At 70.5% G+C, this 12,652-nt stretch carries 15 protein-coding genes; 6 read left to right on the top strand and 9 right to left on the bottom strand.

Annotated elements, in window-relative coordinates:
• Both IEY31_RS05335 and IEY31_RS05330 read right to left on the bottom strand, forming a co-directional pair.
• Entirely contained in the window at positions 1-405 is a 405-nt protein-coding gene (locus IEY31_RS05335; RefSeq protein ID WP_188969728.1) for a CidA/LrgA family protein, read from the bottom strand.
• Entirely contained in the window at positions 392-1,102 is a 711-nt protein-coding gene (locus IEY31_RS05330; protein ID WP_188969726.1) for a 5'-methylthioadenosine/adenosylhomocysteine nucleosidase, read from the bottom strand. The genes IEY31_RS05335 and IEY31_RS05330 overlap by 14 nt, the downstream gene beginning before the upstream one ends.
• 174 nt (positions 1,103-1,276) lie before the next feature.
• Here IEY31_RS05330 and IEY31_RS05325 point away from each other — a divergent pair, with 174 nt between their 5' ends.
• The gene (locus IEY31_RS05325; RefSeq protein ID WP_188969724.1) at positions 1,277-2,074 is read left to right on the top strand and encodes a methyltransferase domain-containing protein; all 798 of its coding nucleotides are present in this window, start codon (positions 1,277-1,279) and stop codon (positions 2,072-2,074) included.
• Positions 2,075-2,076: 2 nt separating this feature from the next.
• Here IEY31_RS05325 and IEY31_RS05320 read toward each other — a convergent pair whose 3' ends face one another.
• The gene (locus tag IEY31_RS05320) at positions 2,077-2,949 is read right to left on the bottom strand and encodes an EamA family transporter (RefSeq protein WP_229723338.1); all 873 of its coding nucleotides are present in this window, start codon (positions 2,947-2,949) and stop codon (positions 2,077-2,079) included.
• 156 nt (positions 2,950-3,105) lie between these two features.
• Here IEY31_RS05320 and IEY31_RS05315 point away from each other — a divergent pair, with 156 nt between their 5' ends.
• On the top strand, positions 3,106-4,191 hold the full coding sequence (locus IEY31_RS05315; protein ID WP_188969722.1) for an alpha/beta fold hydrolase: 1,086 nt from the start codon (positions 3,106-3,108) through the stop codon (positions 4,189-4,191).
• A gap of 58 nt (positions 4,192-4,249) precedes the next feature.
• Here the strand turns inward: IEY31_RS05315 and pyrE are convergent, their stop codons facing one another.
• From pyrE to proC, 3 genes are all read right to left on the bottom strand, one after another.
• Positions 4,250-4,819 carry an orotate phosphoribosyltransferase gene (gene pyrE, locus IEY31_RS05310; protein ID WP_188969720.1) on the bottom strand — a complete coding sequence of 190 codons (570 nt, stop codon included), beginning with the start codon at positions 4,817-4,819 and terminating at the stop codon, positions 4,250-4,252.
• Between the two features lie 56 nt (positions 4,820-4,875).
• Positions 4,876-5,460 carry a hypothetical protein gene (locus IEY31_RS05305; RefSeq protein WP_229723337.1) on the bottom strand — a complete coding sequence of 195 codons (585 nt, stop codon included), beginning with the start codon at positions 5,458-5,460 and terminating at the stop codon, positions 4,876-4,878.
• Between the two features lie 85 nt (positions 5,461-5,545).
• Positions 5,546-6,337 (bottom strand): pyrroline-5-carboxylate reductase, encoded by a 792-nt coding sequence (gene proC / locus IEY31_RS05300; RefSeq protein WP_188969718.1) that lies wholly within the window; start codon positions 6,335-6,337, stop codon positions 5,546-5,548.
• A gap of 146 nt (positions 6,338-6,483) precedes the next feature.
• Between proC and IEY31_RS05295 the strand changes: the two genes are divergently transcribed.
• Positions 6,484-7,287 (top strand): 50S ribosomal protein L11 methyltransferase, encoded by an 804-nt coding sequence (locus IEY31_RS05295; protein ID WP_188969716.1) that lies wholly within the window; start codon positions 6,484-6,486, stop codon positions 7,285-7,287.
• A 37-nt stretch (positions 7,288-7,324) separates the two neighbouring features.
• Positions 7,325-8,038: a 16S rRNA (uracil(1498)-N(3))-methyltransferase gene (locus IEY31_RS05290; RefSeq protein ID WP_188969714.1), complete on the top strand. Its 714-nt coding sequence runs from the start codon at positions 7,325-7,327 to the stop codon at positions 8,036-8,038.
• Here the strand turns inward: IEY31_RS05290 and recO are convergent.
• Positions 8,035-8,763 (bottom strand): DNA repair protein RecO, encoded by a 729-nt coding sequence (recO, locus tag IEY31_RS05285; protein WP_188969712.1) that lies wholly within the window; start codon positions 8,761-8,763, stop codon positions 8,035-8,037. The two genes, IEY31_RS05290 and recO, sit on opposite strands and share 4 nt — an antisense overlap.
• Before the next feature lie 135 nt (positions 8,764-8,898).
• Here recO and IEY31_RS05280 point away from each other — a divergent pair, with 135 nt between their 5' ends.
• Positions 8,899-9,300 carry a hypothetical protein gene (locus IEY31_RS05280; protein ID WP_188969710.1) on the top strand — a complete coding sequence of 134 codons (402 nt, stop codon included), beginning with the start codon at positions 8,899-8,901 and terminating at the stop codon, positions 9,298-9,300.
• 89 nt (positions 9,301-9,389) lie between these two features.
• On the opposite strand, the gene IEY31_RS05275 is transcribed toward IEY31_RS05280, so the two are convergent.
• Complete coding sequence (locus IEY31_RS05275; RefSeq protein ID WP_188969708.1) at positions 9,390-10,097, bottom strand: MOSC domain-containing protein; 708 nt, start codon at positions 10,095-10,097, stop codon at positions 9,390-9,392.
• Between the two features lie 70 nt (positions 10,098-10,167).
• Here IEY31_RS05275 and IEY31_RS05270 point away from each other — a divergent pair, with 70 nt between their 5' ends.
• Positions 10,168-11,742, top strand: a complete 1,575-nt coding sequence (locus IEY31_RS05270; protein ID WP_229723336.1) for a phospholipase D-like domain-containing protein — start codon at positions 10,168-10,170, stop codon at positions 11,740-11,742.
• 110 nt (positions 11,743-11,852) lie between these two features.
• Here IEY31_RS05270 and IEY31_RS05265 read toward each other — a convergent pair whose 3' ends face one another.
• Complete coding sequence (locus tag IEY31_RS05265) at positions 11,853-12,545, bottom strand: Bax inhibitor-1/YccA family protein (RefSeq protein WP_373289116.1); 693 nt, start codon at positions 12,543-12,545, stop codon at positions 11,853-11,855.
• Positions 12,546-12,652 lie beyond the last annotated feature (107 nt).

The following is a 12,652-nucleotide window of genomic DNA, read 5'->3' as shown; positions in this document are numbered from 1 at the left end:
CTACGCCTGTGCCCCGTCCTGCCCAGGCCGGACGAGACGCGAGGCCAGCACCCCGGCCACGCCGCCGCCCAGCAGCAGGCCCGCCGTCATGACCAGCAGCCACAGCCCCCAGTTGGCCCCGGCAGACAGGAACCCGATAAAGCCCACGGTGGCCGGCACGAACAGCAGCCCCAGGATGCCCAGCAGGCCGTCGGCGGCGCCTGCGATCCAGTGCAGGCGCACCACCCGAAGCCCCAGCGCGGCCCACAGCAGCGCCAGCCCCACCACCGAACCCGGCAGCGGCAGCCGCGTGACGGTCACCAGCGCCTGACCGGCAGCCGCAAACGCCACCAGCAGGCCCAGCCCCAGCACAAAGCGCACCGGGGCGGAGAGCCGGGCCGTCAGGGAGGCTTCAGTGGCGGTCATGGCCGTCAGGGGCGGTCAGCCGCACCAGCATGCCGCGCACCACGGCCTTGGCGTGGCGGGCCACCCTGGGCATGAACTCGCGGTAGTCCACCCCGGCGCTGCCGTCCGCCGTGTCGCTGACGCTGCGAATAATCACGAAGGGCACGCTCGCCTTGGCGCAGACCTGGGCCACCGCCGCGCCCTCCATCTCGGCGCAGGCAGCGTCAAACGTGGTTTGCAGGCGCCGCACTGCTTCCGGTGAGGCGATGAACTGGTCCCCGCTCGCAATGCGGCCCTCGATGACGCGCACGCCGTCCACCTCCTGCGCGGCCTGCACGGCGGCGGCCCGCAGCGTCTCGTCGGCGGCCCAGGCAGCAGCCTCGCCCGGCACGGTGCCCAGCGGGTAGCCCAGCGCCGTGACGTCCACGTCGTGCTGCACGCAGTCGGTGCTGACCACGATGTCGCCCACCTGCAGGTCCGGGTGAACCCCACCGGCCACGCCGGTAAAGATGATGCGCGTCGCGCCCGCCGCCAGCAGGTGCGCGGTGGTCAGCGCCGCATTGACCTTGCCGATGCCGCCGCGCGTGAGCAGGATCTCCGTGCCGTCCAGCTGGCCGCGGTACAGCGTCGCACCCGGGTAGGACAGCTCCTGACGGCCCGTCAGATCGCCCAGCAACAATTCGATTTCTTCGTCCATCGCGCCGATGATTGCCAACATTGCCGGGAAGTCTAGAGCATCCGGCCCGCGGTCCTGGGGAGGAGGCCCCGGCGGGCGGGCATCCTCCCGGCGCAGCGCGCGCTGAACCTGCCGCTGGGGACCGGTTTCGACTCTTGGCGCATGTCACTACTCGAGTACGCACACTCTGAAAATCCCCGGATTTAAGCTCAGGGCATGACCTGGAATCCTGACCAGTACCACCGGTTCAACGAGGCCCGCAGCGCTCCCGCACGCGATCTTCAGGCGATGGTGCCGCAGCAGGCCTACCGCGAGATTGTCGATCTGGGCTGCGGCACGGGCGAGCAGACCGTGGGGCTCGCGGCCCGTTTTCCCACAGCGCGCGTGCTGGGCCTGGACAGCAGCCCGGAAATGCTGGGGCGGGCGCGGGACCACCGCCTGCCCAACCTGCGTTTTCAGGAAGGCAGCATTCTGGATCTGGACGGCGGCTACGATCTGATCTATTCCAACGCGGCGCTGCAGTGGCTGCCGGACCACCCGGCGCTGCTGGCGCGGCTGTGGTCGAATCTCCGTCCCGGCGGCGTGCTGGCGGTGCAGGTGCCGGCCAACCACGATCACGCCTCCCACCGCCTGCTCTCGGCCACGGCAGACGACTTCCGCACCGAACTGGGCGGGTTCACGCGCTTCGGGCCGGCGCATGGGGCCTCGCCGGTGCTGACGCCGGCCGCCTACGCCGAGACGCTGGACGCCCTGGGGGCGGCTGACATCACGGCGCTCAGCAGGGTCTACCCGGTGGTGCTGGACGGCGCGGCGGGCCTGCTGGACTGGACGCGCGGCACGGCGCTGGTGCCCTACCTCTCGCGGCTGGACGCGGAGACCGGACGGCGTTTCGAGGCGGCGTACCTTCGGCGGTTGACGGACGCGTTTCCCGGCGGGCGGGTGTACTACGCCTTCACGCGGGTGCTGTTCGCGGCGCGGCGGCCGGATGGCCATGGGGCCGCCGCGCGTGGCTGAAGCTAGTTCACCGGCTCCACCATGGGCGGCGGGCGCGGCGTGGTCAGGTTGATGCCCGCACTGGCCAGGATCACGCAGGCAATCGCCACCCATTGCAGGCCGGCCAGCCGCTCGCCCAGGAACAGCAGGCCGCACACGGCGCCCATGGCCGGCTCGACGCTCATCATCACGCCGAAGACGCGCGGAGGCACCAGCCGCAGGGCGCGCATTTCCAGACTGTAGGGCAGAGCGCTGGACAGCGCGGCCACGCCCAGCCCGGTGAGCAGCACGGCGGGGTCCAGCAGCGCCGTTCCGGCCTGCGCCACCCCGAACGGCACGCACACGGCGGCGGCCACCAGCATGCCCACCGCCACGCCCGTGGTGCCGGGCAGCCGCCGCCCCACCGCGCCGCCCAGCAGGATGTACGCGGCCCAGAAAGCCCCCGCCACCAGCGCCAGCGTGACGCCGATGGGGTCCAGCGGGCCGCTGCCGTTGCCCTGCGGGCTGATCAGCACGATGCCCAGACCAGCCAGAATGACCCAGGCAAAATCCAGCGCCCGCCGCGACAGCGCCGCCGCCAGCAGCAGCGGCCCGATGAATTCCAGCGTCACGGCAATCGCCAGCGGCAGCCGCTCCAGTGACAGGTAGTACGTGAGGTTCATCAGGCCCAGCACTGCGCCGTAGGGCACCACGGCCTGCCAGTCGTTGCGGGTCAGGCGCCGCAGGTTGGGCCGGAAAATCAGCATCAGGATGGCGGCGGCCAGCCCCACGCGCAGGCCGGTGGCGCCCAGTGGCCCAATCAGCGGAAACAGCGTCTTGGCGTAGGCCGCGCCCGCCTGAATGCTCAGCATCGACAGCAGCAGCGCCGGAATGGGAGGAAGGTGGAAGCGGCGCATCCGGAAGCCATTATGGGGGGTGTGGGGCCGGGACTGCGCTCCTGAAATGTGGGCCTGGAATAAGGGCTGCTGCGGCTGCATGACCTGACTGGACCCTGCCGCAGCGGGGGGCCGGTGTGACCGCCGCGTAACGCCCCGCGCCTACCCTCAGCCGTGATGAGCGAGACGCTGCGGGACGCACGGCTGGAGAGGAGAGGCGGGCCGGGAGAGTGGATCTTCTCGCTCCAGGCGATGTTGGCGGGCGTGGCGGTGCCGCTGCGGCTGGGGGCGCAGTCGTGGGGCACCCTGAATGAGGCGCGGGACAACGCCGTGCTGGTATGTCACTACTACACCGGCACCATGCGCGCGGCGGGCCATGGCCCGGACGGCACCCCCGGCTGGTGGGCGGACCTGATTGGGCCGGGGCGGCCGCTGGACACGGACCGCTACTTCGTGATCTGTCTGAACACCCCCTCCAACGTGCAGGCGCTGGATCCCGGCATCGTGACCACCGGGCCGGACACCCCGCACCCGGACGGTCAGCGGTGGGGCGAGCGCTTTCCGTGCTGGGACTTTGGCGACCTGCACGCCATGCAGCGCGAGCTGATGTGGGCGCTGGGGGTGCAGCGCTGGCACGCGGTGGCTGGCCCCAGCCTGGGTGGGCTGCAGGCCCTGCAGTGGGCCGCCCGAACCCCTGAGCTGGCCCCACGCGTGGCGGCGGTGGCGGCCAGTCCGCATGTCGGGCCGGCGCTGCGGGACGCCTTTGCGCCGCTGCTGGGGCACGTGGCTGCACAGGACAATCTGGACGGGGCGCTGCGTCTGATCACCTTTTTTGGTCTGGGGGCCGACGGGCTGGAGGCGACATTTCGCGGCGGCGAGTTCAACACCTACCTGTCGTCCCGCTCGGGCACGGCCAGTCTGGCGCACATTCTGGATATTGCCCGGCTGGTGGGCACCCACCGTCTGGCGGAAGTGGCCCCACACGCTGACCTGTTCGCGCGCTGGGCCGGATGCGGGCTGCGGCTGCTGACCGTGAACGTCGCGGTGGACCAGTTCTTCCCCGCCGCCGAGATGCGGGCCTTCGCGCAGGCCTCGGCGGCGGCGGGCGTGGACCATACGCACCTGGAATTCGCCTCTGAGCAGGGCCATCTGGGCTGCGTGAACGACACGGCGGCCTTCGCCCCGCTGCTGCGCGAGTTGCTGGCGGCCCCGGTCCCGGTCCCGCTGCCCGCCGCGCCCAGCGGCCACGTCACCCAGGTCTGAAGCTGGCCTACTGCCTGCGCTGGTCTGAACTGCCCCGGTCCGGTTTCAGACCGGCGCTCTAGATCTCCTGCATGGGAAGCTGCGCCAGCCACTCCGGCACCTCACCCGGCGGGTAGGTGTCAAACACCAGACGGCTCAGCGACACCAGCGGATAACCGGCCAGCGGGCCGCCCTCGGCGCGGCGGTCCACGATGCACGCGATGGCCGCGCACCTGCCCCCGGCGGCCTCGGCGGCGCGCACGGCTTTCAGCACGCTGCCTCCGGTGGTCAGCACGTCTTCCACGGCAATAAAGGCCTCGCCCGGTGCCACCGTGAAGGCCTCCCGGATTTTCATGCCGCCCTGCCCGTCCTTCTCGGCGAAGATGGCGCGGACGTCCTCCCCGCCGAAGTGCCGCGCCACCTCGTAGGCCAGGACCACGCCGCCCATCGCGGGACCGATCAGGAGGCTGGCCTGCACGCCCGCCTCCGTGAGTTTCCCGGCCATGGCGGCAGCGATCTGCCCGGTCAGGTGCGGGTATTGCAGCACAGTGGTGCTTTGCAGGAATTTGGGGCTGTGGCGGCCACTGGCGAGCAGAAAGTGCCCCTCGTGGTAGGCCCCGGCCTGCCGGTACAATTCGAGAACATCCATGCCGGAAGTATCGCACTGGCGGGCTCTCCGGCGCAGGGGGCGCGGGCCGGCATGTCCTAGCGCAGCAGGTTGACCCGGCTTCCGTCCGCCGTTTCAAAACGCACGACACCCAGGCCCGGCACGAAATACGCGGTCTGCACGCTGACGCGCCCGCCCGCGCTGGTCTCGGTGCGGATGCTCAGGGCGTTGTACCGGCGCCCACTGGTTTCAATGGTTGCCACGCCGGTCACGGCGCTGCTGACGGTCATGTTGCCGCTGGCGCTGGTCCAGCGCTGGCCGGGCGTCAGCGGGGCGGGCGGGTAGATGTTGAGCGGCGCGGCGTACCAGCCCAGCCGTCCGCCCGTGTTGACGCCGCGCAGCCACACGCTGCCGTCGGCGCGGTATTCCAGCAGGTCCTGCGTGAAGGTTTTGCCGCCGAACTGGTGGCTGACCGGCACCACCCGCACACCCCGGTGCGTCACGGCGGGTCCCACCACCTGCGTCTCGCCGTTGCTGTAGGTCCAGTGGGTGCCGGATTTGTGGGGGTAATACTCTGGATAGGCCCGGCCCTGTGCGGCGGCCCCGGCCAGATTGCCCAGCAGCAGCACAGCGCCCAGCGCGGGCAGGCGGCGGCGGAACATGAATGTCGGTTCGGCAGGCATCTCTGGCGCAGCCTAGGGTGCGGGCCGTGACAGCCTTCTGACGGACACCGGCCTGTGCCGGTCTGTCTCCCGTCTGGTTCCGGCCTTACTCCTGATCCAGCCCCAGTTCCGTGCTGCGGCGGGTGGCCTCGATCACCGCGTGCATCAGTCCGCCGCGCACGCCCGCCGCTTCCAGGGCCGCCAGCCCGGCAATGGTGGTGCCGCCCGGCGAGGCCACCTCATCCTTGAGCATGCCGGGGTGGGCACGGCGCTGCAGCAGTTCGCCGCTGGCCACCAGCAGTTTGGCGGCCAGTTCGTTGGCCAGCACGCGCGGCAGGCCCATGCGGACGCCGCCGTCGGCCAGCGCCTCGGCCACCACGGCGGCGTAGGCGGGGCCAGAGGCGCTCATGCCGGTAAAGGCGTTGAACAGGTGTTCGGGCAGGTCATAGGCGTCGCCCACCGAGCCGAACAGGTGGTGCGCGAAGGCCAGATCGCCCGCGTCCGCGGCCTCGCGCGGCCCGGTGATGGCCGTCTGCGACAGCCCGATGGTGGCCGCCAGATTGGGCATCACCCGCACCACCCGCTGCGTGCCCAGCCGCCGCGCCAGGCTCGCCACGCTGACCCCGGCCATGGTGCTGATGTATCCGGCGTTCTCCTGCGCCAGCCATTCGCTGGTTTCGGGAAACACGCGCGGTTGCAGGCTGATCAGGATGCGCTGCGCCTGTCCCAGGTCCGCCGGGGCGATCACCCGCGCCCCGGTGCGCGCGGCGATGTCCTGCACGCGGGCGGTGTTCGCGTCGATCAAACCGATCTGCGCGGGCGCGATGCCGCCGCGTGCCGTCACCCCTTCCAGCAGGGCCAGGCCCAGTTTTCCGACGCCGACGATGGCAAGTTCCATGCGCGGCAGTATAGGGGTGGGGAATTATGTGGCAGTGTGGGCGTCTAAATTCCCGCTGGCCCCGCCGCCCAAGTCGTGGCCTGGGGGCGCGGTGGGGTCATCCTGACGGTGACGCGTGCGGCCCTGTTGCCTCTAGACTCCTGTACATGCTGGTCTACCACCTGCCGGGAACCTTTGAAACGCGCGAGGCGCACCTTGATCTGCTGTGGGAGGCCGGGGCGACGGGCCTGGAAGAGCGCGCCGGGCTGATCCGCGCCTACTTCGACACCCGCGCTGAACTGGACGATGACATTGCGGACGGCGAGTGGCGCGACGAGGTCGAGCAGGACTGGCAGGCGCAGTTCAAGGCGACGCTGCGGCCGGTGCTGGCGGGCCGCGTGACCATCGTGCCGCCGTGGCTGCGCCATGAGGTGGGCGCCGGACAGACGGCGCTGGTGATCGAGCCGGGCATGGCCTTTGGCACCGGGCACCACGCCACGACGCGCATGGCGGTCGAAGCCCTGTCCGCCCTGGACCTGGGGGGCAGGCGGGTGCTGGACGTGGGCACCGGCAGCGGCGTGCTGGCCATCGCGGCGGCGCTGCTGGGCGCGGAGCACGCCACCGGGCTGGACATTGACCCGCTGACCATTCCCATTGCCACCGAGAACGCGGAGATCAACGGGGTGCCGCCGGGCCGGGTGGCCTTTGCCGAGGGCAGCCTGGGCCTGGGCGACGACACGGACGAGGTGTACGACGTGCTGGTTGCCAACCTCTACGCCGAACTACACGATCTGCTGGCCGGCGAGTACGCCGCCGCGCTGCGTCCTGGCGGGCCGCTGATCCTGACCGGCATCCTGACCGGCAAACTGGCCCTGGTCCGCGCCGCCCTGGACCGCGAGGGCTTCGGCGACGTGACGGTGCGCGAGGACGGCGAGTGGGTGCTGGTCACGGCCACCGCGCCTGCCCAGTGATTCGCCCAGCCGGGACCCGCCCGGTGGGAGGGACCGCATGACCGACACCCGCATCCGCGTCTCGGCCCTGACGCCCCGGATGGACCTCGGTCCGCGCGAGGCCCGCCACCTGCACGTGCTGCGCCTGAAGGTGGGCGACGTCCTGCGGGTTTTCGACGGGCAGGGGGCCGAGGCCGCCGCTCAGATTGCCCAACTGGAGGCGGGCCGCGCCGTCCTGACGCTGGGCGAGGCGGTCAGCGGCGCGGCCGAGACGCCGTTTCCCCTGACGCTGGCGGTGGCCCTCCTGAAGGGAGACAAGCTCTCGGACGTGGTACGCGCCGCCACCGAGCTGGGCGTGGCGCGGGTGCAACTGCTGGTCACGGCCCGCGCCGACGCCCGCGAGATCGGGGCGCAGAAGCTGCTGCGGCTGGCGCGGGTGGCCGAGGAGGCCAGCAAGCAGTCGCGCCGCGCGGTGGTGCCGCAGGTGCTTGCGCCCATCTCCCTGACCGAGTTTGCCTGGGAGGGTCAGCTGTTCGTGGCCCAGCCGGGTTCGCAGGGGCGGATCATGCCCCTGCTGGACTGGGCCGCACCCGTGAACGTCCTGACCGGCCCGGAAGGTGGCCTGACCAGCGCCGAGGTGGGGGGCCTGCTGGAGCGCGGCGCCCACGCCGTCACCCTGGGGCCGCGCGTGCTGCGGGCCGAGACGGCCCCGGTGGCGCTGCTGGGGGCCATCGCGGCGTTCGGGCAGGAGGACCAGCCCAGGCCCGCCTAGACGACAGCCGCGCTGGGCACCAGCTGCCGCCAGCTGTGCACGCCGCCCACCTGCACGGTCACGAAGCGTTCCAGGGTGCGCCACAGCGCCGGGCGCTGCTCAGGCGGCACCGGGGCGTCCATGCTGGCCCTCACCGTGCGGCGCACCGCACCCAGCAGGAAGTCCAGCGACTCGGGCGGGTACGCGGGCAGGCTGGCGCAGGCGGCGCACAGCATCTGGCCGCCCAGCGGGTCCGGGTGCGCGGGGTCCGGCGCGCTGCAGCGGGCGCAGCGGGCCGTTTGCGGCACGATGCCGGCCAGCCCCAGCAGCTTGTGACTCATGACCAGCGCCACCCACTCGGGGTCCGGCTGGTGGGCCACGCCGCGCAGCGCCCCCGCGAACAGCTCGAAAGCCTGCTGGCTGAACTCGCCCTCCTGAAACAGCGCGTCGGCAAATTCGGCCAGCAGATGCGCGAAGGCGTGACGCTCCGGCTCGGCCAGCGAGGGCAGCGCGCCTTCCAGCACCGCCTGCTTGAGGGTGGCCAGATCGTTCTGCGGCGTCTGGTAGGTCTGCACGCCGACGTGGTGAAACAGGTTCAGGCGGCTGGCCAGTGGCCCGCGCACCCCGCCGCGCGCAATGGCCTTCAGCTTGCCCTGCGGCGTCAGCAGCGTCACGATGATGTCGCCGGAAGGCAGCACCCGGCGCCGGATCACGATGCCGCTGCGGTTGGCGGTGCGGTGCTTCACCGTCGCTGCCTCCTACTCTCAATTTTTTCCTGCGCCTGGGGCCGCGTCACGCTCCGCAGTCTAGGCGTCCTGGCCCCCGCCGCCTGTGCCAGCGTCCACGTTCCTGAGGGCGGGGGGCGGGTAAACTGGGCGGCAATGAAAGACCCGCGCCCACAGGAACACAGCGCCCGCGACCTGTTGCGGGAACTTTTCCCCGAAACGCACCGCGAACTGTTCGGCCCCCACGAGGGCGACGCCCGGCCCACCCTGGGCCTGTACCCGGTGGCCGATGGGCGGCTGGCCCTGGTCCACGGCGATCAGCTGGCCGAATTCACCCCACTGGACCCCCGGGGCAAGAATGTCCTGCACTGCGATCTGTGCCACTACACCCGCAGCCGCAGTGAGGCCGCGCTGTACCGCGTGGTGGTGGCCGCCCGCCGCACCCGTTACGTGACGCTATGCACCGCCACCGGGGCCTGCCAGGACCGCGCCGGGCGCCGGGGGCTGGAGACGCTGGCGGGACGGATCTTTCCGCTGGAACTGCCGTTTGCAGAGTAGGGGCGTTTGGCAATTGGGCGTCTGGCCGTTAAGCCCCCATACTCACTGGCTGGTCCATTAACCCTGCCCTGGGTGGATTCCGCTGCCACTCACAGGGTTGAGCCTTCACGCCTCTCGGCCAGCTGACCCTGCACCCTGGCCCGGACGCGCACGGCCAGTGGGAACTCCAGGTACCGTTGCAGCGTTTCGGGGTCCGGGGCCGCGTCGTACCACAGGGCGAACAGCTGCGCGATGGTCGGCGCGTCCTTCGGGGCGGAGGTGACGCGCACACGGTCGCCGACCCCCAGCTGGCCGCCGCGCAGGACGCGGGTGTAGAAGCCGGGACGGCCCGCCGCCACAAACCGCCTGATAAAGGCTGGATCGCCGAGATGTGCCGCCAGCGTGGCGCAGGGAATACGCGGGGCAGTGACCTCCAGCAGCACGCCGCCCCCCTCTGAACTTGCGCCCTGCCCGATTTCTAGACGGTCACCCACCCGCATGGTGGCGGATTCCAGCCCGCCCACTAGCAGGTTCTCCCCGAACAGGCCGGGAGGCAGGGGCCGTCCCAGCTCAGCCTCCCAGTGGGCGTAATCCTCGCGGGTGTACACGTACACGGCCTGATCGGGGCCGCCGTGGTGGCGGGTGTCCACCACCCGGTCACCGTCCAGCCCGACCCCGGTTACGCGCACCCGGCCCGGCAGAGGCCGTTTGTCGATGCCGCTGACGTGCGGACGCGCGCCGATCTGGACGGTGGAAGGCTGGCCGATGTTGACGCTCAGAAGGTGACGGTCAGGCGTGAAGGGGGCGGCGGCGGTCATGCGCCAAGCTATCAGGAGTGGTGAAGGTGGCGTCAGGCACGGGCCGGACACGCCGTCTAAGCTGTGGGGGATGGGGGCGCTGCTGTTGCTGAGGATGTTTGGTCTGGTGGCGCTGCTGGGCTTGCTGCTGGGCCTGGGCGGTGTCGCGTCCCCCACCTCTCCCAGCCCCGCCACGCTGAACGCCGCCTCACCCAAGCCCACGCCGTTCACCCTACTGGCCGGTGACCTCTCTCCTCCCGAGCTGGCCACGCTGGATGGGCTGGGCCTGGTGGTACCGGACTGTCCCGCGCCGCAGGCCCCCCTGGACCGCGTGCTGTACGCCCATCTGCGTGGCCAGGGCGCCGAGCTGAGCTGCGGCAACGCGTTTGTACGCCTTATTCACTTTCCCAATGATGACTCGGGCGAGAGCGGTCAGGCTCCGGACCCGCTGGGCGGCTTCAGGGTGGTGGCCCGCCAGATCGAGTCGGCCCGGCGCGAGGTGTTGCTGGCCAACATGCTGTGGGACGGCGGCAAGGACGCACCTGGAGCGCTGCTGGCCCGCGCGGTGGCTGCGTTGAGGGCATCGGTGGCCCGCTTCCCCGCCCGCTATCCCCAGGGCGTGACCGTCCGGCTGATGTTCGGCAACAGCGTGCGCCTGGACGCCTTGCTGGACCCCAGCAGCAGCGTCTACAGCGCCGCGCAGCACCTGCTGGAAGCCGGGGTGCCGCTGTCGGGCGACCCGGTGCAGGGCTTCAGGCTGGAGCTTGCCAACTACACCTACGCTTCCCCGCACAACCACCTCAAACTGCTGGTGATTGACGGGCAGGAGACGTCGGCGGGCGGGGCGAACATCAGCTATTTCCATGTCCCGGACAGCACCCCCGGTGGCCTGGACCTGACCGATCTGCTGCTGGACCTGAAGGGGCCGGTGGCGCGGCACACGGCGGCGGCCTTCCGCGATTCCTGGCTGCTGAGCCGCCCGCTGCGGTGCGGCGGCAGCGTCACGGTGGCCACCCTGCGCCGCGCCTGCACGCTGGTGGACGCGGGCGAACCCTATCCGCTGTTCTATACCGCCCCGCCGGCACCCGCCGGAACGTCACGTGCCTACGGTCTATACCGCCGCTCCGGCTACGAGACGCAGGACGCGGCGCTGCCCGCGCTGTTTGCCGCCGCGGGGTCCAGCATTGACCTGATGCAGTCGCAGATCAGCGGCACGCTTCAGTGCAGCCTGAGCCTGACAGCGCCGGGAGGCTGCCCGTTCCCCGGCGAGGCCCTGCCGGTGTGGCAGGCGATTGTGAGCGGGGTGCGGGACCGGGGCGTGCGGGTTCGGGTGGTGCTGGACTATGATCCTCTGCTGCAGATTGAGCCGCTGGCCCTGCTGTCGGGTGTGTGGACGTACCTCAAGCCGCTGGGCCTGGAAGACCACCTGCAGGTGCGCTGGTCCGGCACGGCAGGCGGCATGCACACCAAGGCCGCGCTGGTGGACGACGCCATGCTGACGGTAGGCAGCCTTAACCTGCATTTCTCGTCTTTCGGGCCGCGCGGGCTGAACGAGTACACCCTGGCGACCAGCGATCCTGCCGCGCTGCGGGCCGCCCGTCAGACCTTCGACTTCGAGTGGGCGCGCAGCACGCCACTCCGCCTGCCGTACTGGTTGCGCCCCTGACACCGCGCTGCACCCGACACTGTGCCGCCCCCGAACACTGCGCCCGCAAACCCAACAAAAAAAGCACCCTTGCGGATGCTTTGCTGAGAGGGAACGGTGCGAGGAAGGGCTCAGTTCCGGCTGCCGCCGAACAGGCGCAGGATGAACAGGAACATGTTGATGAAGTCCAGGTACAGTCGCAGCGCCCCGTTGATGGCGGCGCGTTCGGCCTGCTCGCCCTCGATGCCGCTCAGGGCCATGTTGCGCAGCATCTGGGTGTCGTAGGCGGTCAGGCCCGCGAACAGCAGCACGCCAATGATGCTGATGCCGAAGGTCAGGGCGCTGCTGGCGACGAAGATGTTGACGATCATGGCGATGATCAGGCCGATCAGCGCAAACAGGAAGAAACGGCCCATTACGCTCAGGTCCTTCTTGATCACGTAGCCCACCACGCTCATGGCGGCGAAGGTGCCGGCAGTTGTGGCAAAGGCGCTGATCACCGCAGCGGGGCTGTAGGCGAACAGCAGGGCGCTGAAAGTCAGGCCGGTCAGGGCAGCGTAGGCGATAAACAGCATTCCGGCAACGGCACTGTTCAGGCGGTCGGCAAAGAGGCTCAGGCCGAAGACCAGGCCCAGCTGAACGAGCAGCAGCGGCATGCGGTACTGCATGATCTGATAGGCAAAGGCCTCATTCTGGGCAGTGAGAAAAGCGATTCCGGCAGTCAGGGCCAGTCCGGCGGCCATCCAGGAATAGGTGCGGGCCATGAACGTGCGGACAATTTCTGCCGTTCGCGCCTGCGGTCGGGGCATGGGATAGGTCTGCATACGTACCATGATACGGGGTGACCCCGGCGGAAGTTCCCGCGGGTGCCCCGCGGTCTTGAGGACGCCTTGACCCACTCTGAAAGGACCTGGCCCGGTTTGCCCCCCCA

This window comes from Deinococcus aerolatus (assembly GCF_014647055.1).
GTDB classification, from domain to species: Bacteria; Deinococcota; Deinococci; order Deinococcales; family Deinococcaceae; genus Deinococcus; species Deinococcus aerolatus.
Note: the sequence above shows the minus strand (reverse complement) of the source record. Positions and strands in the feature narration are given on the sequence as shown.